Origin of the sequence: Streptomyces sp. NPDC059002, from assembly GCF_042740435.1 — a bacterium.
Lineage (GTDB): Bacteria > Actinomycetota > Actinomycetes > Streptomycetales > Streptomycetaceae > Streptomyces.
The window spans coordinates 43986-68275 of sequence record NZ_JBHYJI010000011.1; the positions used below are offsets into that span (position 1 = coordinate 43986).

At 69.7% G+C, this 24290-nt stretch carries 24 protein-coding genes and 1 pseudogene; 14 read left to right on the forward strand and 11 right to left on the reverse strand.

Going from position 1 to position 24290, the window contains the following annotated elements:
• A partial coding sequence (locus tag ACFWZ2_RS12830) for a helix-turn-helix domain-containing protein (protein WP_384545098.1) occupies nt 1–937 on the reverse strand: 937 nt, incomplete at its 3' end.
• Between the two features lie 76 nt (nt 938–1013).
• Here ACFWZ2_RS12830 and ACFWZ2_RS12835 point away from each other — a divergent pair.
• The gene (locus ACFWZ2_RS12835; protein WP_384545099.1) at nt 1014–1886 is read left to right on the forward strand and encodes an alpha/beta fold hydrolase; all 873 of its coding nucleotides are present in this window, start codon (nt 1014–1016) and stop codon (nt 1884–1886) included.
• 11 nt (nt 1887–1897) lie between these two features.
• Here the strand turns inward: ACFWZ2_RS12835 and ACFWZ2_RS12840 are convergent, their stop codons facing one another.
• Nucleotides 1898–2476: a TetR/AcrR family transcriptional regulator gene (locus tag ACFWZ2_RS12840; protein WP_384545100.1), complete on the reverse strand. Its 579-nt coding sequence runs from the start codon at nt 2474–2476 to the stop codon at nt 1898–1900.
• A gap of 91 nt (nt 2477–2567) precedes the next feature.
• Here ACFWZ2_RS12840 and ACFWZ2_RS12845 point away from each other — a divergent pair, with 91 nt between their 5' ends.
• Together ACFWZ2_RS12845 and ACFWZ2_RS12850 are read left to right on the forward strand one after the other, a co-directional pair.
• Nucleotides 2568–3014 (forward strand): anthrone oxygenase family protein, encoded by a 447-nt coding sequence (locus tag ACFWZ2_RS12845; protein ID WP_384545101.1) that lies wholly within the window; start codon nt 2568–2570, stop codon nt 3012–3014.
• A gap of 63 nt (nt 3015–3077) precedes the next feature.
• Complete coding sequence (locus ACFWZ2_RS12850) at nt 3078–3629, forward strand: hypothetical protein (protein WP_384545102.1); 552 nt, start codon at nt 3078–3080, stop codon at nt 3627–3629.
• On the opposite strand, the gene ACFWZ2_RS12855 is transcribed toward ACFWZ2_RS12850, so the two are convergent.
• A complete protein-coding gene (locus ACFWZ2_RS12855) occupies nt 3617–3982 on the reverse strand; it encodes a MerR family transcriptional regulator (RefSeq protein WP_384545103.1) in 366 nt (121 codons plus the stop codon). The two genes, ACFWZ2_RS12850 and ACFWZ2_RS12855, sit on opposite strands and share 13 nt — an antisense overlap.
• Before the next feature lie 122 nt (nt 3983–4104).
• Between ACFWZ2_RS12855 and ACFWZ2_RS12860 the strand changes: the two genes are divergently transcribed.
• Nucleotides 4105–5010, forward strand: a complete 906-nt coding sequence (locus ACFWZ2_RS12860; protein WP_384545104.1) for an NADP-dependent oxidoreductase — start codon at nt 4105–4107, stop codon at nt 5008–5010.
• A 53-nt stretch (nt 5011–5063) separates the two neighbouring features.
• Here ACFWZ2_RS12860 and ACFWZ2_RS12865 read toward each other — a convergent pair whose 3' ends face one another.
• Both ACFWZ2_RS12865 and ACFWZ2_RS12870 read right to left on the reverse strand, forming a co-directional pair.
• Complete coding sequence (locus ACFWZ2_RS12865; RefSeq protein WP_384545105.1) at nt 5064–5627, reverse strand: hypothetical protein; 564 nt, start codon at nt 5625–5627, stop codon at nt 5064–5066.
• A 22-nt stretch (nt 5628–5649) separates the two neighbouring features.
• Nucleotides 5650–6006 carry a winged helix-turn-helix transcriptional regulator gene (locus tag ACFWZ2_RS12870; protein WP_384545106.1) on the reverse strand — a complete coding sequence of 119 codons (357 nt, stop codon included), beginning with the start codon at nt 6004–6006 and terminating at the stop codon, nt 5650–5652.
• Between the two features lie 159 nt (nt 6007–6165).
• Between ACFWZ2_RS12870 and ACFWZ2_RS12875 the strand changes: the two genes are divergently transcribed.
• On the forward strand, nt 6166–6459 hold the full coding sequence (locus tag ACFWZ2_RS12875) for a DUF1330 domain-containing protein (protein WP_384545107.1): 294 nt from the start codon (nt 6166–6168) through the stop codon (nt 6457–6459).
• 74 nt (nt 6460–6533) lie between these two features.
• Nucleotides 6534–6971 (forward strand): annotated as a pseudogene (locus ACFWZ2_RS12880) (NUDIX domain-containing protein); the annotation flags it as partial.
• Between the two features lie 45 nt (nt 6972–7016).
• On the opposite strand, the gene rph reads toward ACFWZ2_RS12880, so the two are convergent.
• A complete protein-coding gene (gene rph, locus ACFWZ2_RS12885; protein WP_384545246.1) occupies nt 7017–9623 on the reverse strand; it encodes a rifamycin-inactivating phosphotransferase in 2607 nt (868 codons plus the stop codon).
• A gap of 458 nt (nt 9624–10081) precedes the next feature.
• Here rph and ACFWZ2_RS12890 point away from each other — a divergent pair, with 458 nt between their 5' ends.
• The 5 genes from ACFWZ2_RS12890 to ACFWZ2_RS12910 all read left to right on the forward strand — a co-directional run bounded on the left by ACFWZ2_RS12890 (nt 10082) and on the right by ACFWZ2_RS12910 (nt 14489).
• Entirely contained in the window at nt 10082–11500 is a 1419-nt protein-coding gene (locus ACFWZ2_RS12890) for an FAD-dependent monooxygenase (protein WP_384545108.1), read from the forward strand.
• Nucleotides 11501–11671: 171 nt separating this feature from the next.
• Entirely contained in the window at nt 11672–12319 is a 648-nt protein-coding gene (locus ACFWZ2_RS12895; protein ID WP_384545109.1) for a DUF6629 family protein, read from the forward strand.
• 74 nt (nt 12320–12393) lie between these two features.
• A complete protein-coding gene (locus ACFWZ2_RS12900; protein ID WP_384545110.1) occupies nt 12394–13089 on the forward strand; it encodes a hypothetical protein in 696 nt (231 codons plus the stop codon).
• A 236-nt stretch (nt 13090–13325) separates the two neighbouring features.
• Nucleotides 13326–13841, forward strand: a complete 516-nt coding sequence (locus tag ACFWZ2_RS12905) for a GNAT family N-acetyltransferase (RefSeq protein ID WP_384545111.1) — start codon at nt 13326–13328, stop codon at nt 13839–13841.
• A 177-nt stretch (nt 13842–14018) separates the two neighbouring features.
• Complete coding sequence (locus tag ACFWZ2_RS12910; protein WP_384545112.1) at nt 14019–14489, forward strand: GNAT family N-acetyltransferase; 471 nt, start codon at nt 14019–14021, stop codon at nt 14487–14489.
• Between the two features lie 98 nt (nt 14490–14587).
• Here ACFWZ2_RS12910 and ACFWZ2_RS12915 read toward each other — a convergent pair whose 3' ends face one another.
• Together ACFWZ2_RS12915 and ACFWZ2_RS12920 are read right to left on the reverse strand one after the other, a co-directional pair.
• Nucleotides 14588–15178 carry a dihydrofolate reductase family protein gene (locus ACFWZ2_RS12915; protein ID WP_384545113.1) on the reverse strand — a complete coding sequence of 197 codons (591 nt, stop codon included), beginning with the start codon at nt 15176–15178 and terminating at the stop codon, nt 14588–14590.
• Between the two features lie 115 nt (nt 15179–15293).
• Nucleotides 15294–15779: an SRPBCC family protein gene (locus ACFWZ2_RS12920; RefSeq protein WP_384545114.1), complete on the reverse strand. Its 486-nt coding sequence runs from the start codon at nt 15777–15779 to the stop codon at nt 15294–15296.
• A 278-nt stretch (nt 15780–16057) separates the two neighbouring features.
• Here ACFWZ2_RS12920 and ACFWZ2_RS12925 point away from each other — a divergent pair, with 278 nt between their 5' ends.
• Nucleotides 16058–17107 carry an NAD(P)/FAD-dependent oxidoreductase gene (locus tag ACFWZ2_RS12925; protein ID WP_384545115.1) on the forward strand — a complete coding sequence of 350 codons (1050 nt, stop codon included), beginning with the start codon at nt 16058–16060 and terminating at the stop codon, nt 17105–17107.
• Here the strand turns inward: ACFWZ2_RS12925 and ACFWZ2_RS12930 are convergent, their stop codons facing one another.
• Together ACFWZ2_RS12930 and dnaE are read right to left on the reverse strand one after the other, a co-directional pair.
• The gene (locus ACFWZ2_RS12930) at nt 17108–18064 is read right to left on the reverse strand and encodes an NADP-dependent oxidoreductase (protein ID WP_384545116.1); all 957 of its coding nucleotides are present in this window, start codon (nt 18062–18064) and stop codon (nt 17108–17110) included.
• A gap of 79 nt (nt 18065–18143) precedes the next feature.
• Nucleotides 18144–21740, reverse strand: a complete 3597-nt coding sequence (gene dnaE / locus ACFWZ2_RS12935) for a DNA polymerase III subunit alpha (RefSeq protein ID WP_384545117.1) — start codon at nt 21738–21740, stop codon at nt 18144–18146.
• Nucleotides 21741–21829: 89 nt separating this feature from the next.
• Here dnaE and ACFWZ2_RS12940 point away from each other — a divergent pair, with 89 nt between their 5' ends.
• Nucleotides 21830–22750 carry a LysR family transcriptional regulator gene (locus tag ACFWZ2_RS12940; protein ID WP_384545118.1) on the forward strand — a complete coding sequence of 307 codons (921 nt, stop codon included), beginning with the start codon at nt 21830–21832 and terminating at the stop codon, nt 22748–22750.
• A gap of 87 nt (nt 22751–22837) precedes the next feature.
• Here the strand turns inward: ACFWZ2_RS12940 and ACFWZ2_RS12945 are convergent, their stop codons facing one another.
• Nucleotides 22838–23587 carry an SDR family oxidoreductase gene (locus ACFWZ2_RS12945; protein WP_384545119.1) on the reverse strand — a complete coding sequence of 250 codons (750 nt, stop codon included), beginning with the start codon at nt 23585–23587 and terminating at the stop codon, nt 22838–22840.
• Between the two features lie 117 nt (nt 23588–23704).
• Here ACFWZ2_RS12945 and ACFWZ2_RS12950 point away from each other — a divergent pair, with 117 nt between their 5' ends.
• The gene (locus ACFWZ2_RS12950; RefSeq protein ID WP_384545120.1) at nt 23705–24289 is read left to right on the forward strand and encodes a TetR/AcrR family transcriptional regulator; all 585 of its coding nucleotides are present in this window, start codon (nt 23705–23707) and stop codon (nt 24287–24289) included.
• The last annotated feature ends 1 nt before the right edge of the window (nt 24290 follow it).

A 24290-nucleotide genomic window follows, 5' to 3' on the forward strand; every position in this document is an offset into this window, starting at 1 on the left:
GCTCCGGGAATCGCTCCGGGAATCGCTCCGGGAATCGCTCCGGGAATCGCTCCGGGAATCGCTCCGGCGGAGCGCCGCCCTCCGTCGGCCACGCCCGGACGTCCACGGTCAGAAAGGGCTCGCTGACCACGGCCGAGGGCGTCGCCCCGGTGAACGCCAGGACGTCCCGGTGCAGATGGGACTGGTCGAAGTAGCCGCCGTCCGCGGCGACTTGTGCCACGCCGTCGCCCGCGACCAGACGATGCACCGCATGGTCGAAACGGATCAGCTTCGCTGCCTGTTTGGGCGGCATGCCGGTCTGCGCGCGGAACCGGGACCACAGGCGCTTGCGGCTCCAGCCGAGTTCGAGCGCCAGCCGGTCGATCCGGGCCCGGCCACGGCTCGCCATGATCTGGTCCCACGCCCAGGCCACTTCGGGATCCACCGGCGACCGCGCCTGACGTCGGCCCGCGAGCAGCGCGCCGGCCAGTGCGAAACGCCCCTGCCACGAAGGGACTTCACCGAGCCGCTCGCACATCCGCGCCGCCTCCCGGCCCCACAGATCGTCAAGGGGCACGGCGGAGCCGGTCAGTTCGGCGGGAGAGACGCCCAGGACCGCCCGCGCGATCAGCGGCGACAGGCGCACCTGCACGCACTCGACCTGGTCCGCCGACGCCCGGACCGTGCCGCCGAAACCGAACCCGGGCCCCGCGACGACACTTCCGCGGTGCCGCCGACCGGCACCGTCGTCCACGACGGACCGGCTCGTCCCGAACTCCAGGACCAGCATCACGGCCGGGTGCGGAACCACCCGCAGGTCACCCGCCCTTGGGCCGGTGACGCGGAACCCGGCCATGTCGACACCAGTCATGTCGGCGCCGGGCCGCTGGATGTGCCTCGGCGGGCGGGCGACATCCCACGCGGCGGATTCGTCCCGCTGATACGGGGTGGAGCGCATGGCCCCATGCTACGCAGCCCTCGAAGCGAAACATTCGTCCAATCCGCGGGCGCGAACCGGCGGCGATCGTAGGCGCATGACTCCTTCCGACGAGCAACCGCAGGCGAACGGCGATGCCGACACCACCCAGGAATCGATGCTGTCGCTGGACAACGGCGTCCTGCACGTGTGCCAGGACGGCCCTCGCGACGCCCCCGCCCTTCTGCTCATCCACGGCAGTGCCTCCTCGTCCCGGACATGGGCCCCGCTGACGCCGCTGCTGACCGACTCCCGCCACGTCATCCGGATCGACCTGCCCGGACACGGCAGTTCGTCCGAACCGACCGACCAGGTCTACGACACCTCCGCACAGGCCCGCGCGGTCGCCACGGCGATGGACCGGATCGGCATCGACCACGCCGTCGCCGTCGGCCACTCCAGCGGCGGCTACACCGCCACCGCCCTCGCCGGGCAACGCCCCGATCTGGTGACCGCTCTCGTACTCATCAACTCCGGTCCCGGCATGGACGCCTACATCGCACCGGAGCCCGCGATCGACCCCACGCAATGGCCGCCGACCGACGAGCAGCTCCGCCAGTTCGCGAGCACCGGCTTCCGCGAGGGCTACCAAGTGCCCCAGGAACTGGTCGACGAACTGCGCGGCATGTCGTTCCGTGCCCTCAGTGCGGCCATGCAGGCATCCCGCGCATACCTGCACCAGCAAGCTCTGCCGGACCGGCTCAAGCCCCTCGGCAAGCCGCTTCAGGTGATCTTCGGCGCGCAGGACCGCCGTTGGCGCCCGTCATCCGCCAACGACTACCGCGTCGTTCCCGGCGTACAGATCGACTTCCTGCCCGAGGCGGGCCACTCGCCCCTTCTCGAAGACCCGCCGGGCACCGCGGCCCTGCTGCTGGCCTTCATCGCGCACCACGCGGCGCGGGCACCGAAACCCATCCCTGCCGCGGACTAGGTGACGGTGTGTCAGACAACGGCGAGCCGGTCCACCAGTAGCTCCACCCTGTGCTCGGCGTCCTCCGGGGGCAGCCGTCCCGCCCGGGTGAGGGTGGCGAGGCCGTGCAGGGACGCCCAGAACACCTCGGTGAACAGTTCAGGGACGACGCCGTCCCCGGCGACCTCGCCGAGGCTCTCAAGGAGGGCGGCGAAGGCGTCCTTGAGCTGCCCCGGGGTGTCCTCGTGCGCGAACGCCAGGCCGCCGTCGAGCTGGAAGATGGCGTCGTAGACCGCGGGGTTGCGCGCGGCGAAGTCCAGATAGGCGTGGGCGAGGGCGGTGACGCGGGCGCGCGGTCCTTTCGCCGCACCGGTCGCGGCCCGCACCGCCGCGGCCAACTCGGTGGACCCTTCGAGGGCGACGGCGCCGATGATCTCGCGCTTGCCGCGGAAGTGGCTGTAGAGGACGGGCTGGCTGTACTCGATGCGCTCGGCGAGCCGGCGGGTGGTGACCGCGTCCCAGCCCTGCTGCTCGGCGAGTTCGCGGGCCGTCGCCACGATGAGGCGCTCGCGGCTGGCCCGTTCGCGCTGCTTGCGTTCCTGAACCGACATGATCCGATCCTAGCACTGCTAGACAAGCGAGCGGCAGTAGCGCTAGCGTTGCTTTATCAGCTAGCGACGCTAGATTCCAGGAGGGGGCATCATGCTCAACGCACTCGAGGTCGTGACCACCGTGGTCGTCGGCGTGATGGTGGGGGTGGAGTTCTCCGTCCCCTTCTTCATCAACCCGATCCTCAACGCACTCCCCGGCGACAACGCCCTGCGCGGCCGCACCCACGGGGCCCGGGTGGGTGGCGCCGTGATGCCGTTCTGGTACATCACCTCGCTCGTCCTCGTCGCCGTCTGGGCCGTCGCGGGACGGGACGAACAGGGCACCGGCCTCATCGTCACCGCCGGTGCGCTGCTGATCGTCAGCGTGCTCATGTCGGTTCTGGTGCTCGTCCCGATCAACAACCGGGTCAAGACGTGGGCCGCCGACAACCGGCCGGCCGACTGGAAGGAGCAGCTGCGGCGCTGGGACCGCTGGCACTACGCCCGCGTCGCCGTCATCATCGCCGCCTTCACCCTGCTGGTCGCCGCCCTCGCCTGAGTCCGCGGACCAGGGGAAGATGTCCGCGATGTGGAGTCCGACCCCGCGAGAAGAGACGAAGCGATGACATTGCGTTCCGATACGGCCGAGTTGCTCGCGGGGGCGGGCATTCTCGACGTGGACGTCGACGATGCCGTCGCGGACGAGCACGTGCGGTCGTCCGCGTACCAACGCGTCGTCTCGGTGACCGCTGCCTCGCAGAGCCGCGACCGGGACCGCGCGATCGTGGCCACGATCCTGCGGGACCCCATCGAGATCGTGTCCAAGACGGCGGTGGTCGACCTCGTGGACAGGATCGCGATGAAGGCGACCGGTCCTGTCGAGTTCCAGCAGTGGTCGGCCGGACTGCTGCCGGAGACCGACCGGCTCGAGGCGGAAGGGAACCGCGCGTTCATCCGCCGCCGCATCCACGACTGGCTGTTCTACCTGTCCGTCAAGGACGGCCACGTGCCGACATCCGCCGAGTTGGCGAAGGCCACGGACTGGATGCAGCGCGTCCTCGCCGAGGAGTCGACGTCACCTGCGGTACTCGACCTGCTCGGCGAGTCGGCCCGCACGAAGAAGACACGAAACATCGCGAAGACCCGAGCAGGAAGCCGTCGTCACCGCATGTGAGAGCAGTCGGCATCGGGATCCCGGGTCACGGCGATCACGTCGTCGAGACGGTCGCGCACAGCGTGCAGGTCGGTGATCCGCTGGTCGATGCGGGCACGCTCGGCTTCCAGCTGGTCCAGGAGCGCCGGATGCGGTTCACCCGAGTCCACGCACGGCAGCACCTGGCGGACCACTCGGCTCGGGAGGCCCGCGGCGTACAGCTGTTGGATGAGCTGGACCCGGCGGACGGCCGTGTCGGGGTAGTGCCGCTGGCCGCCGGGGCTGCGGCGCGCCGGGAGCAGATCCTGTTCCTCGTAGTAGCGCAGCGCACGGACGCTGACTCCCGCCTTGTCCGCGACCTCACCGATGCGCACGAGTCCTCCTCCGTCCGGGCGGCCCGCCCGACTTGCACCTGACGCCGACGTCAGCTTTTAGCGTAGTGGGCGTCGGCACTCGCCGACCATGCACCCCACTGATCCCACGAAGGCAGAACGTCATGCGCGCAGTCAGATTTCACGAGTACGGCGGTGTGGAGACCCTCGTGGTCGAGCAGGCGCCGGACCCGCACCCCGGGCCCGGCGAGATCCGCATCCGCGTCGCGGCGGCGGGCGTCAACCCCGTTGACTGGAAGGTGCGTTCAGGGGCGGTGCGTGAGGTGCTCCCCGTGGACCTGCCCGCGATTCCTGGACGTGACGCCGTCGGCGTGGTCGACGAGACCGGTGCGGGCGTGCAGGGAGTGAGCATCGGCGACCGTGTCTTCGGCCTCGGCGGCGTCACCGGCGCGACGGCGGAGCTGGCCGTGCTCTCGGCCTGGGCCCACGCGCCCGCCACGTGGACCGACGAGGAGGCCGCCGGTGCCGGTCTGGCATCCGTGACCGCGCTGGGCGGGCTGGAGGCGCTCGGTCCGCTGCGGGGGCGCACCCTGCTCATCGAAGGCGCCGCCGGAGGCGTGGGCAGTGCCGCGGTCGAGATCGCGGAGGCTCGGGGCGCCACCGTGATCGGGACGGCAAGCGAGCGCAACCACGCCTTCCTCACCTCCCTCGGAGCCGTTCCCACCACCTACGGCCCCGGCCTCGCGGAGCGCGTCGCCGCCCTGGCTCCGGACGGTGTCGGCATCGCGCTCGACACCGCGGCCTCGGGGTCCCTCGCCGACCTCATCGCGATCGTGGGCGACCCTGCTCGCGTGGCGACGATCGCCGACCACGCCAACGCGCAGCGCCTGGGCGTACATCTGGCCAACGCGGAGAACGACTCCGCACTCCTCGCCGAAGCGGGCGAACTCGGCCGCCAAGGCCGCTACACACCACGCGTCGAGCGGACCTACCCGCTCGAACAGATCGCGGAAGCACACGCGGACGCCGAGCGCGGACACACGCGGGGAAAGATCGTGGTCACCCTCTGAACCTGTCCCGCCGTTCGGGGCCCCGCGGCTTCGGCCGCGGGAAGCCCGTCCGGTCAGCCGCGGCGCCGCCGGTGTCCCAGCAGGGCCGCCTGCTCCTGCTTGAGCCCGTCGAATCCCTCGCGGACGTACCGCCGTATCTCCGTCATGGGGAAGGGCTGCGGGGGCTGTTCGAGGGTGAGGTCGCCCTGTTCCCACCTGGTCACGACGATCTCGTGCCAGGAGGCGTGCGCGTACACCTCCAGCAGGATCGGCGGCATCTGCGACTCCGACAGCAGGTCTGCCTTGTTGACCAGGATGTCCCGCATGGCACGGTGGTTGGGCAGGAACACCTTGGTGATCCACAGCCGCCACTCCGCCAGTTCCTCCTCGGTCAGCGGCATCTCCTCCGGACCATGCTGGAGGGGCGATCTGCCGTCCGGGCGGGGATGCCGCTCGGAGAAGGCGTGATACACCCGGCTGTTGATCTCGGTCAGCGCGAGGAGGGGACCGTAGAACTCGCTCAACTGCCGGTTCACCCGCGCCAGTTGCTCCTGCCGCTGCGTCAGCCGGAGATTGTTCAGATAGGTCACGAGATACCCGGCGAACGCCAGACCGACGGTGATGATCGCTGCATTCATGAGCCGTCAGCCTAAGGCTCGATCATTCCGGCCCTGCTGCCGTCGCGGGCCCCATTTCCTCGGCCCAGCGTCGACTCCAGGCAGCCAGCGGGCTCAGGGACTCGACAAGATCCTGGCCGAGCTGGGTGAGGCGGTAGCCGTCGCCGTCCAGGGCGAGCAGGCGGGCGTCGGACAGCTCCTCGATCCGGGTGCTGAGCACGCTGGAGGACATGCGCTCGCATCGGCGCTGCAATTCACGGAAGCCGACCGGAGCTTGACTCAGTTCCCACAGGATCCGCATCGTCCATCGCCGTCCGAGCAGGTCGAGTGCGGCCATCACTGGACGGCCCGATTCGGACCCCCGCACCGGCACACCGGGACGGGGCGCTCTGGCTTCCATGCTCACTCCTTGCGCTTCGGTTCTCGAAGCATCATAGTGATTCGGAAATCGAAGCGGGAGGTGCCGAGATGCCACGCATCGAACTCGCTCTCGCCCGCCGACGCTCGTCCGAAACCAACCCGTAAGTCAGTTGCACTCATCCCGAACACTGGAGGTTCCATGCCCAAGGGCTACTGGGTCAGCGCCTACCGCACCATTTCAGACCCTGAGAAGCTGGCTGCGTACAACGAGCTGGCCCGCCTGGCCGTCGAACCCGGGGGCGGTCGGACCTTCGTCCTTGGCGGTCGGGTCGTGGCGCGTGACGCCGGAATCGCCGAGCGCACCGTCCTGGTCGAGTTCGACAGCTTCGAGCAGGCCGTCGCGACGTACGAGAGCGCGGCCTACCAGGAGGCGCTGGCCGCCCTCTCCGACGGCGTCGAGCGCGACTTCCGCATCGTCGAAGGCATCGACTGACCGAGGTCCAGTCGGATTCTCACCGAGGATCCACCCTCTTGGTGCCCTGAGCCCCGAGGCCGGACAATGCCCGGATGACCCGACCCAGAATCCGCGTCGCCGCCTACGTGATCCGGCACGGCGCCGTCCCCGAGCTGCTGGTGTTCGACCACGTCGGCATGCCGGGAGCCGGTACCCAAGTCCCCGCCGGGGGAGTCGAGTCGGGCGAAGGGCTGGAAGGAGCGGTTCTACGAGAGGTCGCCGAGGAGACCGGTCTGGTGACCGCGGAGCTGGTCCGGCACGTCGCTGCGGAGGACAAGCCGCACCCCGACACGGGACAGCCTCGACGGACCAGCTTCTTCCACCTCCGCGTACCGGCAGACACCCCCGACGCGTGGGAGCACCACGTCCACGGCTCGGGGGCGGACGTCGGCCTCACCTTCGCCTGCCGTTTCCTTCAACTGCCCCTGACACGACCACTGGCCGACGACCAGGACGCATGGCTGGGCCGCGTCGACCCGCGCTGGACCACCCGCAGCACGGCCGATCACGACCAGCCCTCGGACCGCTGTGGCCGGTCAGGGCAGGATCTCGACGTACCCGTCGGTTCCGTGCACGCGGATCCGCTGTCCGTCCCGGATCAGCCGGGTGGCCTGCTCCACGCCCACGACGGTCGGCAGGCCGTACTCCCGGGCGATCACGGCGCCATGGGTCATGAGGCCGCCGACTTCCGTCACCAGGCCCGCGATGCCGACGAACAGCGGTGACCAGCTGGGGTCCGTGAAGGCCGTGACCAGGATGTCGCCCGCTTCGAGATCGGCGTCCGCCATGTCGAGGACGACGCGGGCCCGGCCCTCGACGGTCCCCGTGGAGACCGGCAGGCCGACCAGGGCACCGGCCGGCACGTCGTCGCGCCGGTACGCCCCGGTGACCGCCTCACCGTCCGAGGTGAGTACCCGGGGCGGTGTGAGCGCCTGGTAGGACCGGAACGCTTCCTTGCGCCGCTGGATGAGCCGGTCGTCCACCTCGTCCGAGCGCACGACGTCGTGGAATTCCTGGAACGTGAGGTAGAAGACGTCCTCCTGCTCCGCAAGCACACCGGCCCGCACGAGGCGATCGGCCTCCTTCAACAGGGCCTGCTTGTAGACGAAGTAGCGGCTGATGATGCCGTACTTCGGGTACTCCCGGTATCCGATGAAGGCGCGGACCTGGTCGATCATCCGCTGGGCCGCGTCGGCCTTCTGGTCCCCGTCCGGCAGGGCCCGCAAGCGGGACAGCACCTCCTGTTCCTTCTTCTGCGCCGTCTGGCGGCCCTCCTCGAAGCGCCGTCCGGCCGCGCCAGGACCGAAGTTCCTGACGTTGTCGAGGATCACGGGCACGAGCGTGGTCGGGCGCTCGCGCCACCGCGGCCTCGTGATGTCGATCTCGCCGACGCAGCGCATGCCGTACCGGTCGAGGTAGGCCTCGACGGCGTCGCGCGCGTCGGATCCGCCCGGGAGCTTCGCCAGCTGGTCCAGGAAGGCGTCGTCCTCGACGTACGCGACGTCCTGGAGGAACGCCACCACCTCCGGACGCGGGCGGATCACGTCCGCGACGTCGAGCAGCGCAAGACCCATCTCCGACGTGATGTTGTCGGGGGCGGACAGCGTGAGGGTGTCGGCGGCGTTCTTCTCGCCCAGCCACTCCTGCAGCTGGTCGTTGAGCCACCACGTGGCCTCCATCCCCGCCATGATCGCCCGCATGCTCAAGGGGTCGCTGAGGACCCGCTTGTGCTCCTCGAAGGCCTCCAGCAGGAAGTCGAACAGAGCCGGTCCGGTCTGCGACCGGATGTCGCGTTCCAGGGCGGAGACGGACACCTGGCTGCGTTCGATCAGCTCGGCCACGATGGCAGGATCGGCCTCGGTCGGTGCGGCCGCACCGCCGGCCGGCGGCCCGCCGGAACCCGCGTCCGGGAGCGAGGGGACGAAGCCGTCGCGGTCGATGACCGTCTCCAGCGCGTCCCTGACCAGCGGGTCACCTCTCCCCATCAGGTCCAGGAGACCGGCGCGGCTCGCGGGCGACGCCAGCCGCCGGGTGACGTCGACGAACAGCCGCCCGCCTGCCTCGTGCATCGGCGCCATGGCCGTCAGCTGCCACATGGAGTACCCGAGGGGCTTCATGGGGTCGGTCATCATCTGCTGATGGCCGACGGAGACGTACACGTGATTCTCCCGGTCGTCGGCCTTAGGGATGGGGAACAGCGTCGTGATGGGGCGGCTCTGGACGATCCGGAACTCGTCGTCGACCAGGCACCATTCGATGTCCTGCGGGCGGCCGAAGTGCGCCTCGATCCGCCGCCCGAGCCGTACGAGACGCACGGCCTGCGCATCCGTCAACGCGGGCAGCTCCTGCCGCTCCGGGGCGATCGCCACCTCCTGCGTACCGCCGACGGGCAGGGCCTGAACGGCACGTTCCTTGGCGGCGATCGCCTTGGCGACGACCTCGCCGTCCCGCACCGTGAAGACGTCCGGGTTCACCAGGCCGGAGACGAGCGCCTCGCCGAGCCCGAAGCCCGCGTCGACGGTGGCGACCTTCCGGTTGCCCGTGACGGGGTCGGCCGTGAAGAGGATGCCGGACGCCTGCGGGAAGACCATCTGCTGCACGACCACGGCCATGTGGACCGTTCGGTGGTCGATGCCGTTGCGCTGACGGTAGGTCACGGCCCGCTCGGTGAACAGCGAGGCCCAGCACCGGCTGATGTGCTGGAGGACCGCCGTCGGCCCCACGACGTTCAGGTACGTGTCCTGCTGACCGGCGAAGGACGCCGTCGGCAGGTCCTCCGCCGTCGCGCTGGACCGGACGGCATAAGCGGCCTGCTCGCCGTGCCGGGCGAGCGCGCGGGTGACCTCCGCCGCGAGATCGCCCGGGACGGCGATCGCTTCGACGGTCCCGCGGATCCGCGCGCTGAGCGTGCGGATCGTCTCCCGGTCGTCCGGGTCGAGGCGCGACAGCTGATCGACCTGATCGCCGAGCGACGGCGCTGCGGCCAGGACCCGCCGGAAGGCGTCCGTCGTCACGCAGAAGCCCGCGGGCACGCGGATGCCCTCGATCCGTGAAAGCCCGCCCAGGTGCGCGCCCTTGCCGCCGACGACCGCGACCTGTGTCTCGTCGACCTCCTGAAGATCCCACACGTACTGCTCGGTCATCGCGACACCTCCGGGGCGGCCGTGCTCCGTCGTACCGCGGTGGCGGCCGGTCGCCCCACCGGCGCCTGCGGCCCTGCCGAACTTCTTGTCGAGCACGTCCTCATCCCTGGTTGCCTTCCCTCTGGTGAGTCGACCGGCGTGCGCCCCTGCCACCGCATGGCCGGTCCCACCGCTGATTCGACGTCACCGCGTCCCCCGTACGTCGACACCACACGCACGTCCTGCCCTCTTTTCCGCAATGTCCGCAGGCTGCGGCCTCGGCCGATGATTCTGCGCGCTGACCGGGGCCTTGCCGCAAGCCCCCCGTCGCGCTATAAGTTGAAAGTGGCGAGGAGAGCGAGTTCTCCTTGCCTTTTGTTTTTCCCTTCGCCTGTTATTGCCGCTCCGTCCGGTTCACCGCTTGTGCCGCGGCACATGGAGCCCGCAGGTTGGCCTAGGCCGACGGGAGGGGTGTGGTCATGACGTCACATGACGGGGTGCCGGGGCGCGGCAGCCGTGCGGTGGTCCTGGGCGCGGGGATGGCCGGGATGCTCACCGCGAGCGTGCTGTCGGGCCGGGTGGACGAAGTGGTGGTCGTCGACCGGGACCGCATGCCGCAAGGGGCCGGGCCACGCCAGGGACTGCCGCAGGCCCGGCACGCGCACATGCTGATGTCCGGCGGTGTACGCGCCATCGAGGCGCTGCTGCCGGGCACGGTCGATGCATGGCTGGCCGCGGGCGCGCGACGCCTTGCGGTGACGGGGGACATGGTCCTGCTGGGCCCCCAGGGCTGGTTCCCGCGCAGGCCGGGACCGCACTTCCTGATCTCCTGCACCAGGGACCTGCTCGACGCGGTGGTGCGCGAGCGCGTCCTGGCCCTGCCGCAGGTGGTCCTGCGGGACGGCACCGAGGCGGTGGAACTGCTCGGTGACCTGCGCAGGGTCGCCGGAGTGAGCGTACGAGACACGGACACGGGCACGGTCGAGGACCTGGAGGCGGATCTGGTCGTCGACGCCTCGGGCCGCGGTTCCCAGTCCATGCGCCACCTCACCCGCCTGGGGCTGCCCGCCGTGCGGGAGGAAACCGTGGACGCCGGGCAGGTCTATGCCACCCGGCTCTTCCGGGCGCCGCCGGGCACCGAGCACTTTCCCCTCGTGAGCCTCCAGCCCGACGCGCGTTCCGGTGGTCCCGGCCGGATCGGTGTCCTGCTGCCGGTCGAGAACGGCGGCTGGCTGGTGACCGTCGCGGGCACCCGCGGGGCCGAACCCAGCCGGGACCACGGGGAGTTCGAGCCCTTCGCCCGCAGCCTGCGCGACCCCCTGCTGGCCGATCTGATCGCGTGCGCCGAGCCGTTGACCGACGTCCACCTGACCCGCAGCACCGCCAACCGGCGCCGCCGCTTCGAGCGGCTCCCCGCCACACCGGACGGGTTCATCGTGCTCGGCGACGCGTTCGCCACCTTCAACCCCGTCTACGGGCAGGGCCTTTCGGTGGTCGCGCACGGCGCGGTCGCACTGGACCGGGCGCTGCGCGAGCGCCGGGCCCACGCGGCGGGCTTCGCCCGGCACGTCCAGCGGTCGGTGGCCCGCGCCACCGGAAGCCCCTGGGACCTGGCCACCGGCGAGGACCTCAACTACCCGGCCACCATCGGCAAGAGCCCACCGCCGACGGCCCGCCTGCTGCGCGGCTACACCCAGCGGATGATGCGGGCCGCGACCGGCAACCAAGCGGTCCTGCGGGCCCTGACCGAGGTCATGACCCTGTCCGCACCCATGACCCGTCTGGCCAGGCCCGAGGTACTCCTGGGCGTTGCCCGCGGCCCCGGACGGGACGCGCAGCAGGGCTCGACGATCACGGCGGAGGAGCTTGCGGTGTGCGGGCTCGACGGTCGGCGCTGAGAAGGGCGGCTTGAGAGCGGAGCGTCCCGTTGGGGGAGCGGGCGTGCGATGCGTACGACCTGGTGATGCTGATGCCGATGGTGTGTGTGGGCCAGCAGCGGGGTGGCCGGATGCCGTTCCGGAGGTGTGCCTGGCGCGCTCCCGTGCCGGGGTGGCCGTAGCGTTGCTGCCATGTGCTGGAGTGCGACGGCCGACCTCGTGGCGGGAGCGGGCATCGCGGCCGTGGGGGTCGCCGCGGTGACCCTGGCGGCCCGACACCCGCGCGACCTGCCGCTGGCCACGCTGCCCCTCCTCCTGGGCGTCCACCAGATCATCGAGGCCGCGGTCTGGCACAACGACGGAGGGACCGGGCCCGCCACCCTCGCCTGGGCCGTCATCGCGCTCCCGCTGCTGGCGTGGTGGGTGCCGGTGGCCGTGCTGTGCGCCGCGCCGCCGAGCGCCCGGCGCCGGCTGCTCGTCCCGCTGGCGGCGGGGGTCGCCACGGCGGCGGCGCTCGCGTATGCGCTGGCGACCCGCACGGTGACGGCCGAGATCCGCGGGCACACCGTCGGATACTCCCTGGGGCTGCCGCACGCGGGGCTGATCGTCGTCGGCTACCTCATCGCGACCATCGGCTCCCTGCTCCTGTCCGGCGACCGGGGCCTCGTCCTGTTCGGAGTCCTGATCGCCGTCGGGGCCGCGGTGTCCGTCGTGCTGTGGCGCCAGGAGTACGTCTCGACGTGGTGCGCGTTCGCCGCGGTGTGCTCGGTGGTCCTGCTGATCCGGGTCAGCAGCCGCCGTCCACCGGCTTCGCGGTCGCCGGCCCGTCCCGGATCCTGACGCCCAGTGCTGTGACCAGCGAGGTTCACCGGGGCGCCGACGCCGGTCCCGGCCCGGGCCCGTAGCCTGGCCGGATGCCCGATGACATCCTCGCCCTGTGGCCCCTCGCGCCCGCCTCCGAGACCGACTGGCTCGCCGACCTCACCCAGGGCGACGGCCTCACCGGCTTCGTGGCGCCCGCGCGGCCCGACGCCGCCTGGGTGCTCGGCGGCATGTACGAGCGCGGGCCTGCCGCGGGCGATTCCGTCAACGACGGCCAGGGCCGCGACGAGCACCCCGGCCCGGGCTGGGAGCGGCTGCGCTGGTCGGAGCTGGCCGCCCGCATCGGTGATCCGGTCGTGCCGCAGGGCATGTACCCCTGCTTCCGCTGCTTTCCCTCATCGGAAGAGGCAGGCATCCCACGCGACTCCATCGAATGGCCCGCCGAGGGCAGTCTCGACCGGCCGACATGGGACCAGTTGATCCGCTTCCTCGCCGCGCACAGTGCCCAGGGAGCGGACACCCCTTGCCTGGCGTACTACAACCCGATCCTGACGCAGGACTTCGAGAAGAAGCATGTCCGCTCCGGCCGCCTGGGCGACGCCCACTCCCTCTTCGACGACCCGGACATCCTGTACACCCCCTCCAACCTGTGGGCCACAGACCGCTCCTGGGTCGTCTGCACCGACTACGACCTCTGGGGCACCAAGGTCTGCGGCCCCCGCCCACTCATCGAGGCACTGCTCACGGACCTCGAGATCGAGGCCGTCCGGCTGCCCTGGACCAACTAGGCGCCGTCCCTCGGAGGGATACGACCTCGACCAGGGAAAGCCGCCGGTCAGCGGCCCAGAAATGGGTTGCCCCGGCTCAGGGGGAGCCACTACCGTCACGTCAGCGCGACAGACGCGTGGTCTTGGGAGAGGGAGGTTGATGAATATGGCTGCCGTCGGCCTTCATCAGCATGCCCTCATCCGGCCCGTGCGATAACAGAGCGCGGGCCGGTCGTTCCAACGACCAGGAGAGACACATGTCTTCCTCTTCTTCACCCGCCCACGCCGACGTGATCACCAAGCGCCTCGTCCTGCGGTCCTGGACCACGAGCGAGGCCACCGCGGTCCTCGACGGCAACCGGTCCCCGCACTGGGCGGAGGACTTTCCCGCCGAAGGCGATCGCGTGGTCGCGGGCCTCTTCGACCAGTACCCCGCCTGGCTCGGCAGCTACGGCCACCGACTGATCATCGAACGCGACAGCTACTTGGTAGTGGGCTCCATCGGCCTGTTCTGGCCGCCCAGCGAGGGCGTCCTTGAGATCGGATACGGCATCGTGGCTTCACGCCGTGGCCGGGGCTACGCCCCCGAAGCCACCCAGGCCCTGGCCGAGTTCGCCCTCACCGCGCCCGATGTCCACACCGTGTCCGCCGACGTGGAACTGTCGAACCCGGCCTCGGTCCGCGTACTGGAGAAGGCCGGCTTCCATCAGTGGGCCGCCGAGGACAACCTGGCCAAGTTCAGGATCATGAGTCCGGACCACGATCGGAGCTGACTCCCCGGGGCCCTGGAGGCGATGCTTCCAGGGCCCCGTCGTGGTGGCGGAGCCACGGCACGACCAGCGTGATCGGAGAGACAGAAATCGGAGGGACAGCACCTGAGCGCACAGCCACGAACCCGCCGTCCTCAAAAGCGGTGGAGTGTCACCAGGTCACCGTGGGAGGCTGGTCCGATGCCCGTAACTCTCCGTCACTTGGACGTCCAGCTCTTTCCTGCCTGGCTCGAGCGCAGTCGAGACGAGTACGCCAAAGATCTCGTCACCATGGGGCAGACCCCCGAAGACGCCCACCGGGCTGCGAGCGAGAGCATGGCCCGCTGTTTTCCCTCCGGTGCGCCGCGCCCGGGGCACGCGGTCTTCGACGTGGTCGACGACGCCGGGGAAGCCGTCGGCTACCTCTGGATCGGACCGGACACGAGCGACGACGACGGCGCCTGGTGGGTCTGGGATGTCACGATCGACGCCGACAAGCGGGGGCGGGGCTTCGGGCGTGCGGCCATGGTCCTCGGTGAGGAATACGCCCGGACGCAGGGCGCTCATACGCTCGGTCTCAATGTCTTCGGGTTCAACACGGGTGCGCGCGGCCTCTACGAGTCGCTCGGCTACGAGACGACCACCATCAAGATGCGCAAGGCACTCGCCTGACGCGGCACCAGTGACCTGCCGGGTGCCGCGACACGGTGAACCTCGCCGGACTCCACCTCGCCGCCATCTTCATCTGGTCAGCGAGGTGATCCGAGACGTCAACCTTCAGCACGGCGCCGGTAGGTGTTGATCAATACGCCGGACGGTGTCGGCTGCGTGGCGGTAAGGGTCAGGCGGCGAGGGCTCTTGCCATCAGCGAAGAGCTGCTTCCCGCTACCCAGGATGAGGGGAAAGACCAGCAGCCGGAACTCGTCGACCAGGTCGTACTCGATCAGGGTTCCGAGCAGCCCTCCGCTGCCCAGCACCACCGTCTCGCTCTCGGATGCGGCCTTGATACGGCTGACCTCTTCCGCCAGATCAGCGCCGAGAAGAAGGGAGTTCGCCCAACGCAGATCCCTGACCGAGTGGGAAGCCACGTACTTGGGCACCGCGTTCATCGCGGCCACCGCGGGGTCGTTCATATCGGCGTGCGGCCACGTGGCGGCGAAGATCTCGTACGTTCTGCGGCCCAGGAGCAGGGCTCCGGCACCAGCCGTGGCCTCGCTCATGAATCGCTCCACCGCCTCGTCGACATAGGGCAGCACCCAGCCGCCCTGATCGAACCCACCGTCCCGGTCTTCGTCGGCCGAGAGGACCGACTGCATGACGCCGTCCAACGAGACGAAGTTGACCACGGCCAGCTGTCCCATGTGCTGCTCCCATCTGTGTGCTTGCATCATCGAGATTGACTCCGCACAGGAGCAGGACTCATCGGTCGCGGCGGCAACCGCATCATGGGCAAGGCGTTGATCCTGAAGAGACGGCCTAGCCACCGGGCGTCGAGGCGGCGAGCTGGGCGAGGTGCTGCAGGGAGTTGGCGAGATGCTCCGGGCCGAAGGGCGGGAACTGAAGGTACTCGCGGATGAACTGCGGAACCGCCGACCAGTCGTAGGTGAGTGTGACCACGGTCTCGGACGGGCCGTGCGGCGCGAGGTCGTAGCGCCAGAGCCAGCCGCCGAACTCCAGGCGGCCGTCGTCCTTCTCCTCGCCGGTCATCCAGCCGATGGTGTGCGGTGGGTCGAGGGCGATGACCTTGTTGGCCACCTGGTAGCTGCCGTGCGGGTGGTTGGCGTGATACATGGCCATCCGGAAGACCTGCCCCACTGCGCTGAGCGGCGCCCGGTCGACGGGTTCCTGCACCCAGCCGGTGCCGTCGATCGCCGCGTGGGTCGTCGGATCCGCCAGCACTGAGAACACCCCTTCCGCGGGTGCCGCGATGGTCAGAGTGGCGCTCACGTTCTCCTGACCCATGGTGTGCACGCTCCTTGTCGTCTTGTCGGGCCCTCCCGAGGGCGGGGGGAGGGGAGGGGATGTGCGTGACATACAGACGACGCGGCGATGCGGAATTCATCGGTTGCCGCTCCGTGCCTCGATCGTCGTCACCCCGAGGCCAGTTGGACAAGGCGAGTTGCCGCACAACCCGTTGCGCCCTCTCGGCAGCGACCCGACTGTGTCGGTGGAGGCTGCAGCCACAGCTGGGGCCGCCGCAGTCACAGCCTGTTCTGTCGTCGACCTTCGAAAAGGACCTCATGTCAGCCGTTGTTGTCGTGGGTGCGGGAATCGTCGGTGCCTCGGTGGCCTACCACTTGGCGAGTCGGGGAGTCGAGGTCACCCTGCTCGAACAGGGGCCCGCGCCGGCCACCGGCGTAACGGGAGGCTCCTTCGCCTGGGTCGGCGAGGCGGGACGCGATTGGCCTGGCGGAGCGCAAGACCTGCGCGAGTACGTCCTGGGTGACTACCGGCGCCTGGAGGCCGAACTGCCTCAGGTCTCCGTCCGCCGGACCGGCTCGCTGCATTGGGGAGGCGACCCGATGCATGCGTCACGGCTGGGCCCGGGCCGGTTCCACGTCGGACGAAGCGACATCGCCGCCCTGGAACCCCACCTCCGCAACCCACCCGACCAGGCCGTCCACATTCCCAGCGACACCGGTGTCGACGCACCGGCAGTGACCCGCGCGCTCGTGGCCGGTGCCGTTGCCCAGGGAGCAACCGTCCTCTACGAATCCGCCGTCGCCTCATTGCACATGTCCGGTGCACACGTCGGGGGAGTGGTGACCTCAACCGGGCTCCACACCGCCACCACCGTCGTGCTCACCGCCGGAACCGACATCCCCCAGCTCGGCGCGCCACTGCCGGTCGACCTGCCCATCGGGGCCTCACCGGCCACCCTCGCCTGGGTCACGGCACCGCCCGGCCTGGTCAAGACCATCGTGGCGGTCCCTGACCTCGAGGTCCGCGAAGTCCGCGACGGGGACCTGCTGTTGACCCTGCCGTACGACGAAGACCGGCCGGCACCCGTCGAGCAGGTCGCGGACGACGGACTCCGGCGCTTGCGGCGGGCCTTCCGCGGCAGCGACGAGTGCCGCTTGCAGGGCTGCCGCACCAGCAGCCGACCGATGCCCGCGCACGGCCCTCTCATCGGATACGCGACACCGGACCGATCCGTGTACGTCGCGGTCATGCACCCCGGCGTCACCCTGGCGCCCACCGTCGGGCGACTCGTCGCGGACGAACTCGTGACCGGCAGACCGGCGCCCGAGTTGCGGCGTTGCCGTCCGCGCACCCCCGGTGGGACGTGATCAGCCCGCGGCAGTGGGGAGGGCAAGGACGATCTTGCCGGTGGTGCGGCCGGTCTCACCCCATGCGTGGGCCAGGGCGGCGTCTTCGAAGGCGAAGACCTCGTCGGCGATCACGCGCAGGCTGCCGTCCTCGACCAGGGAAGTGATCCCGCGCAATCCGGCGTGGTCGGGTTCGACGAGCATGAACACCGCCCGCACTCCGGCCGTTTGGGCCTCTTCGACGGGGAAGGTGTCGTCCAGCGGCAGGAGTGAGACCAGCGTGCCTCCCGGCCGGAGCGTTCGCAGGGACCGGGCCGGGGTGGGGCCACCGACTGCGTCCAGGACGACATCGACGCCGACGTCGCGGAGTGCCTCGGCGAAGTCCTGTGTGCGGTAGTCGATCAGTTCATCGGCGCCCAGCGAGCGCACCAGCTCGTGCTTGGCGGCGCTGGCGGTGCCGATGACGTACGCGCCACGGGCCTTGGCGATCTGCACGGCCAGGTGGCCGACGCCTCCGGCAGCCGCGTGGATCAGGACGCGCTGGCCGGGCCGGACGTCCGCGGTGTCCACCAGAGCCTGCCAGGCGGTCAGCGAGGCCAGCGGCAAGGCACCGGCCTGGATGTGGGTGAGGCCCTTGGGGCGCGGGGCGAAGTGCCGGGCCGGGGCGGCGACGTACTCGGCATAGGCGCCCGCCGGATGCGGGAAGCGCGGCATCCCGAACACCTCGTCGCCGACCTGGAAGAGCGCCACCCCTGCACCGACCGCCTCGACCACCCCGGCGACGTCGAACCCGAGCGTGAACGGCGGCGTCGCACCGTTGGCGAACACGCCCAGTTCCCGGGTCTTCCAGTCGGCGGGGTTCACGCCCGCCGCGTGCACCCGGACCAGGATCTCGCCCCAGCCCGGGTCCGGACGCTGCGTCTCGACGACCTTGAGGACGTCCGGTGGTCCGGCGGCGTCCTGGGAAATGGCGCGCATGATCGGTGTGTCCCTTCGGTCGTGTCGTGGATACGCCCATAGGACACCGGCGGCCCGGCGAGTTGTGACAGGCAGGGGTTCACGCCGTGCCCTGCCAGGCGTCGGCTCCGAAGGTGCCTTTGATCTCGGAGGCGATGGTGGTGGGGTCGACGGCCGCCTGGAGGGCGTAGACGGTGGTCTTGTGCGGGCCGCGGACGCTGAGGTGCACGGGGCTGTCGCCCGGGTGGGCGGTGAGGATGTGCCGGAGTTCCTTGACGGTCTGCTCGGTGACGCGGTGCGAGGGGAGCGCGAGCTTCACGGGGGGCAGGCCGCCGTTCGCGGCCGAGGAGATGTCGAGGACGGAGAGTTCGCGGCCGTACAGGTTCACCGTTCCGTCTCGGTCTTCGATCTTGCCCCTGACGGAGATCACGTTGTCCTCGGCCAGTGCGGGCTGGACGAGTTGGTAGGCGGCGGGAAAGAAGAGGACCTCGATGGCGGCGTCGCGATCCGCGAGGTTCACGATCGCCCAGTGCTTTCCCTGCTTGGTCATCTTGAGCTGGACGCCGGTGATCAGTCCGGAGAGCTGTACGTCGCCGGTGGTGCGGCCGGAGGTGAGCAGTTCGGCGATGGAGCAGTCCCGCGCGCGGGAGAGGATGTGCTCGGCGCCGTCAAGCGGGTGTGCCGAGACGTAGAGACCGAGCATGTCGCGCTCGGTCGCCAGGAGTTGCCGACGTGGCCACTCGGCCTCGTCGATGGGGAAGTCGAGGCCGAAGACCGGTGCGTCGCTCGCTGTGTCGGTGAGACCTGCGAAGAGGTCGTCCTGCCCGAAGCTTGCCGCCTTCTTCACGGGGATGATCGCGTCGACCGCGTCCTCGTGGACCGCGGCGAGACCTTTGCGGGAATGCTGCAAGGAGTCGAAGGCCCCGGCCTTGATCAGTGAGTCCACGGCTCGTTTGTTCAGCCCGGGCATGGCGACCTTGTCGAGGAAGTCGGGGAAGGAGGTGAACTTCCCTTTCCGGCGGCGTGCGTCGACGACGGCATCGATGACGTTGTCGCCGACGTTGCGGACGGACCGCAGCCCGAACCTGACGTCGTCGCCGACAGCGGTGAACTCGGCGACGGATTCGTTCACGTCGGGCTGGAGAACGCGGACGCGGTTCTTGCGGGCGTCGGCAAGGTAGACCGCGGCTTTGTCCTTGTCGTCGCCGACGGACGTGAGCAGGGCCGCCATGTACTCGGCGGGGTAGTTGGCCTTGAGGTAGGCGGTCCAGTACGAGACCAGTCCGTAGCCTGCGGTGTGGGACTTGTTGAATGCGTACCCGGAGAAGGGGAGCATGACGTCCCACAGGGCTTTGACGGCTTCCTCGCTGTAGCCGTTGCCACGCATGCCGTCGTGGAACTTCTCCCACTCCGCGGCCAGGACCTCCGGCTTCTTCTTTCCCATGGCACGGCGCAGCAGGTCTGCGCCGCCGAGGGTGTATCCCGCGAGTTCCCGGGCGATGGCCATGATCTGCTCCTGGTAGACGAGCAGATGGAAGGTGTTGCCGAGGATCGGTTCGAGGGCGTCCCGGAGTTCGGGGTGGATCGGGGTGATCTCCTGGCGGCCGGTCTTGCGGAACGCGTAGTTGGTGTGGGCGTTCGCCGCCATCGGTCCGGGCCGGTAGAGGGCGTTGACCGCGGCGATGTCCTCGAAGCGGGTCGGTTCCATCTGCTTGAGGAGCACCCGCATGCCGCCGCCGTCGAGTTGGAAGACGCCGAAGGTGTTGCCGTCGGCCAGGAGTCGGTAGGTCGTGGCGTCGTCCAGGGGGATGACCTGCGTGGACGCATCGCCGTCCAGCGGATCGACCGTGGCCAGGCTGATGCCGCGGTTCTCGCGGATGTTCTCGATCGCGTGGTCGATCACCCCGAGGTTGCGCAGCCCCAGGAAGTCCATCTTGATCAGGCCCATGGCTTCGCAGGACGGATAGTCGAGGCCGGTGATCTTCACGCCGTCCGCGGCCCGCATGTGCAGGGGGATCCGGTCGGTGAGCCTGGTCTTGGAAAGGATCACGGCCGCCGCGTGCACCCCGGTGCCCCGGGTGAGCCCCTCGACCCCGCGCGCGGTGTCGATGACCCTCTTCACGTCCTGGTCGCTCTCGTACATCTGGCGAATCTCGCCTGCTTCGCCGTACCTCTCGTGGGAGGGGGCGAAGATGGCGGCCAGCGGGGCGGGCTTGCCGTTCTGGTCCGGCGGGAGTGCCTTGGTGATGCGCTCGCCGTGGGCGTAGGGATAGCCGAGGATGCGTGAGGAGTCTTTGATCGCGTTCTTGGCCTTGATCCTGCCGAACGTATTCACCATGGCGGTGTACTCACCGCCGTACTTCTCGGTGACGTACTGGACCATCCGGTCGCGCTGGCGGTCGTCGAAGTCGAGGTCGACATCAGGGGGGTTGATGCGCTCGGGGTTCAGGAACCGCTCGAACAGCAGGCCGTGCTCCAGAGGGCACAACTCGGTGATGCGGGTGGCGTAGGCGACGATCGAGCCGGTGCACGAACCCCGTCCCGGACCCAGGGGGATCCTGTTGTCCCGGGCATGGCGGCAGATGTCCGCCACGACGAGGAAGTAGGAACTGAACCCCATGGGGCCGATGACCGACATCTCGGTCTCGAAGCGGTCCAGGACATGCTGGGGAATCGGGTCCCCGTAGCGCATCGCCAGACCTTCGAGTGCCTCCTTGCGCAGCCACGACTCCTGGCTCTCGCCCTCGGGCACGTCCGGGAACTGCGGCATCTCGTCGACGTAGTCGAAGACCTCGTCGTAGGACTCGATGCGTTCAGCGATCAGCAGGGTGTTGTCACAGGCTTCGGGGAGCTCCGAGAACAGCTCGCGCATCTCGGCTGCGCTCTTGAGGTAGTAGCCGGAGCCGTTGAAACGGAAGCGGTTCGGGTCGTCCTTGTTCTTGCCGACACCGATGCAGAGCAGGCTGTCGTGGGCGTCGGCCTGGTCCTCGGTGACGTAGTGGGCGTCGTTCGTGGCCAGGAGCGGGATCCGCAGGTCCCGTGCGAGTCGCAACAGGCCGTCGCGGACGTCGCGTTCGATGTCCAGGCCGTGGTCCATCAGCTCCAGGAAGTAGTTCTCGCGGCCGAAGATCTCCTGGTACGCGGCCGCCGCCCTCCTGGCCTCCTCGTACTGGTCCAGGCGCAGCCGGGTCTGGATCTCGCCGGACGGGCAGCCGGTGGTGGCGATGATTCCGCCGGGCCGCTCCGAGATGAGTTCGCGGTCCATACGGGGCTTGCCGGCCGGGAACTGGCCCTCGTAACTGGCCTGCGTACTCAACCAGAAGAGGTTGCGCAGACCTCCGGCATCCTGGGCCCACATCGTCATATGCGTGAAGCGCCCGCCGCCCGAGACGTCCTTGGACCCCTCGCCGCCCTCGTTCATGGCACGGCGTCCGCCCGGCCCCCAGAACTCCTGCTTGCGCGAGAACCGCGACGAAGGAGCCACGTACGCCTCGATGCCGATGATCGGGGTGATGCCGTCGTACGCCTTGGCGACCTGCGCGAACTCGTACGCCCCGAACATGTTGCCGTGGTCGCTCATGGCGATGGCGGGCATCCTCTGGCGGGCGACCTCGGCGAACATGGGCTGGAGTTTCTGAGCGCCGTCGAGCATCGAGTACTCGGTGTGGTTGTGCAGATGGGCGAAGGATTTCGGCATGGCGACATGAAAGCCGTGCAGAAAAGGCAGATCAAACAACCGCACACCTCGGCGTAACAACGACTGGTTGTACACGTACGCTGGTGCTCGTGGACCTCAACGCCGTACGCACCTTCGTCGCCGTGGCCGACGCGGGACAGTTCCAGAATGCCGCGACCGACCTCTCGGTCACGCAGCAAGCCGTATCCAAACGAGTCGCGGCCCTCGAACACTCCCTGGGCGTGAAGCTTTTCGTGCGCGCCCCCAGCGGAGCGCGTCTCACCATCGACGGGCAGGCGTTCCTGCCGCACGCTCGGGCACTCCTGGACGCCGCGGAGCGCGCGGCGTCCTCCGTACGCCCCGGCAGCAGGGCGCTGCGGGTGGACGTCGTGCACCGGCAGGTCGCCACGGCCGGGCTGCTGCGTGCCTTCCACCGGGCGTACCCCGACACCGCGCTCGACATCGTCACCCTGCACGGCGGTGCCGAGGCCGTCGAAGCCGTGCGCTCCGGCGCCATCGACGCGACGGTCCGCGCGGTCGCCCTCCTCGACCAGCCACTCCCCGAGGGCGTCGAGTCCGCCCCCGTGCTGGACGAGCCCCTGCACCTGTTCACCGGACCCGGCCACCCCTTCGCCAAGGCCCGCTCGGTCACCCCTGCGCAGCTCGCGGGCCACCGCATCTGGATGCCGGGCAACGCCCCCGGCACCGAGTGGACGGCCTACTACGACCGCCTCGCCGCCGAATTCGGGTTCACCATCGACGCGATCGGCCCCGACTTCGGCATCGAGGCGCTCTTCGACACCATCGCGGAGTCCACGACCGTGGCCACCTTCGTCGGCGAGGAGACGCCCCTGGTGTGGCCCGTCGGGCACGCACTGCGCCGCATCCCGCTGGTGGATCCGACCCCCGTCTACCCCGGCGAGCTGGTCTGGCGCACCGACAACGCCCACCCGGCCCTGGCCGCGCTCCGCGGCCATCTCACGGCTGCGTATCCCGGACGTCCCAACAGCGGTATCTGGACCCCGGAATAGGCCCACTCCCTGTCTGTCTGTGGTCGTCGGGCACCGGCCTGGCGGGCGCGCGCCGCCAACTGCCGCGGATGCGCGGCCGCAAGGAGCTCAGATCTGGTTCAGGCCGCCGTCGACGTACAGGCTCGAACCGGTGATGAAGCTGCTTTGGTCGGAGGCGAGGAAGGCCACGGCGGCGGCGATCTCCTCCGGGCGTCCGAGTCGGCCGAGCGGTACCTGCGTCGCCAGATGCTGCCTGAGGCCCGCGGCCTGTTCCGGGTCGGGGGCGAGTCCCGACAGGCCGGGGGTGTCGGTCGGGCCGGGTGTGACGGTGTTGACCCGGATGCCGCGCCCCTTGAGCTCGTTGGCCCAGGTGCGGGCGAAGGACCGGGTGGCCGCCTTGGTCGCGGCGTACACGCCGAACGCCTCATCGCCGACGTCCACGTTGGTGGAGCCGTTCAGGATCACCGAGGCGCCGTCGTTGAGCACGGGCAGTGCCTTCTGGACGGTGAACATCGTGCCCCGGACGTTGATGTTGAAAAGGGTGTCGAAGTGCTCTTCGGTGACCTTTTCGAGCGGCGCGAACTCGGCGACGGACGCGTTCGCGAACAGCACGTCCAGGCCCTGTCCCCGGCTGCGGATCGTCTCGTAGAGCCGGTCCAGGTCGGCCGGGTCCGCAATGTCGCCGGTCACCGCGGTGGCCGCGGGGCCGATCTCCTCGACGGCCGCGTCGAGTTCGCTCTCGCGCCGGCCCGTGATGAACACGTGTGCCCCTTCGGCCGCCAGCCGTACGGCACTGGCCAGGCCGATTCCGGCGCTGCCCCCGGTGACCAGAGCGGTCTTGCCCTCAAGTAATCCCATGTCGGTTCCTCCTCGGACATCCGCATCGATCGATGCGGAACTCGCACCGTAGCACTTCTGCATCGATCGATACGGAAGAGATAGACTCCGGGGGTGAAGACCGGACGGAGCGGCCCCATGGGACGGCCGCGAGGATTCGACGTCGACGAAGCTCTTGAACGCGCCATGCTGGCCTTCTGGGAGCACGGCTACGAGGGGACGAGCCTGGCCACCCTGACCGAGGCGATGGGCATCTCAAGTACCAGCATGTACGCGGCCTTCGGCAACAAGGAGGAGCTGTTCCGCAAGGCCTTGGAGCGTTACACCGAAGGCCCGGGCGCCTATCTGACCCGGGCCCTCGACGAGCCGACCGCCCTCGACGCCGCCACCGCGATCCTGGCCGGGACCATTCGCACCACCACCCGCCCGGCCCACCCCCACGGATGTCTGGGCGTCCAGGGCGCCCTGGCCACCAGCGACCCCGGACGTGACGTCCGCGACCTGCTCGCCGCCTGGCGCACCGACGGCTGCTGCAGCGTCCAGGAGCGGTTCCAACGAGCCGTCGACGACGGCGATCTGCCTCCTGGGACCGACGCGGGACTCCTGGCCCGCTACGTCACCACCTTGTCCTTCGGTATCGCCGTGCAGGCCGCGAGCGGTGTCGCCCGCGACGAACTCCAGGAGATGGCGGACGCCGCCCTGCGCAACTGGCCGCTCGCCTGAG

Coding starts and splice junctions, on each gene's coding strand:
- ACFWZ2_RS12835 (WP_384545099.1), top strand. CDS start 1,014: ATGACTCCTTCCGACGAGCAACCGCAGGCGAACGGCGATGCCGACACC.
- ACFWZ2_RS12840 (WP_384545100.1), bottom strand. CDS start 2,476: ATGTCGGTTCAGGAACGCAAGCAGCGCGAACGGGCCAGCCGCGAGCGC.
- ACFWZ2_RS12845 (WP_384545101.1), top strand. CDS start 2,568: ATGCTCAACGCACTCGAGGTCGTGACCACCGTGGTCGTCGGCGTGATG.
- ACFWZ2_RS12850 (WP_384545102.1), top strand. CDS start 3,078: ATGACATTGCGTTCCGATACGGCCGAGTTGCTCGCGGGGGCGGGCATT.
- ACFWZ2_RS12860 (WP_384545104.1), top strand. CDS start 4,105: ATGCGCGCAGTCAGATTTCACGAGTACGGCGGTGTGGAGACCCTCGTG.
- ACFWZ2_RS12865 (WP_384545105.1), bottom strand. CDS start 5,627: ATGAATGCAGCGATCATCACCGTCGGTCTGGCGTTCGCCGGGTATCTC.
- ACFWZ2_RS12870 (WP_384545106.1), bottom strand. CDS start 6,006: ATGGAAGCCAGAGCGCCCCGTCCCGGTGTGCCGGTGCGGGGGTCCGAA.
- ACFWZ2_RS12875 (WP_384545107.1), top strand. CDS start 6,166: ATGCCCAAGGGCTACTGGGTCAGCGCCTACCGCACCATTTCAGACCCT.
- rph (WP_384545246.1), bottom strand. CDS start 9,623: ATGACCGAGCAGTACGTGTGGGATCTTCAGGAGGTCGACGAGACACAG.
- ACFWZ2_RS12890 (WP_384545108.1), top strand. CDS start 10,082: ATGACGTCACATGACGGGGTGCCGGGGCGCGGCAGCCGTGCGGTGGTC.
- ACFWZ2_RS12895 (WP_384545109.1), top strand. CDS start 11,672: ATGTGCTGGAGTGCGACGGCCGACCTCGTGGCGGGAGCGGGCATCGCG.
- ACFWZ2_RS12900 (WP_384545110.1), top strand. CDS start 12,394: ATGCCCGATGACATCCTCGCCCTGTGGCCCCTCGCGCCCGCCTCCGAG.
- ACFWZ2_RS12905 (WP_384545111.1), top strand. CDS start 13,326: ATGTCTTCCTCTTCTTCACCCGCCCACGCCGACGTGATCACCAAGCGC.
- ACFWZ2_RS12910 (WP_384545112.1), top strand. CDS start 14,019: ATGCCCGTAACTCTCCGTCACTTGGACGTCCAGCTCTTTCCTGCCTGG.
- ACFWZ2_RS12915 (WP_384545113.1), bottom strand. CDS start 15,178: ATGGGACAGCTGGCCGTGGTCAACTTCGTCTCGTTGGACGGCGTCATG.
- ACFWZ2_RS12920 (WP_384545114.1), bottom strand. CDS start 15,779: ATGGGTCAGGAGAACGTGAGCGCCACTCTGACCATCGCGGCACCCGCG.
- ACFWZ2_RS12925 (WP_384545115.1), top strand. CDS start 16,058: ATGTCAGCCGTTGTTGTCGTGGGTGCGGGAATCGTCGGTGCCTCGGTG.
- ACFWZ2_RS12930 (WP_384545116.1), bottom strand. CDS start 18,064: ATGCGCGCCATTTCCCAGGACGCCGCCGGACCACCGGACGTCCTCAAG.
- dnaE (WP_384545117.1), bottom strand. CDS start 21,740: ATGCCGAAATCCTTCGCCCATCTGCACAACCACACCGAGTACTCGATG.
- ACFWZ2_RS12945 (WP_384545119.1), bottom strand. CDS start 23,587: ATGGGATTACTTGAGGGCAAGACCGCTCTGGTCACCGGGGGCAGCGCC.
- ACFWZ2_RS12950 (WP_384545120.1), top strand. CDS start 23,705: ATGGGACGGCCGCGAGGATTCGACGTCGACGAAGCTCTTGAACGCGCC.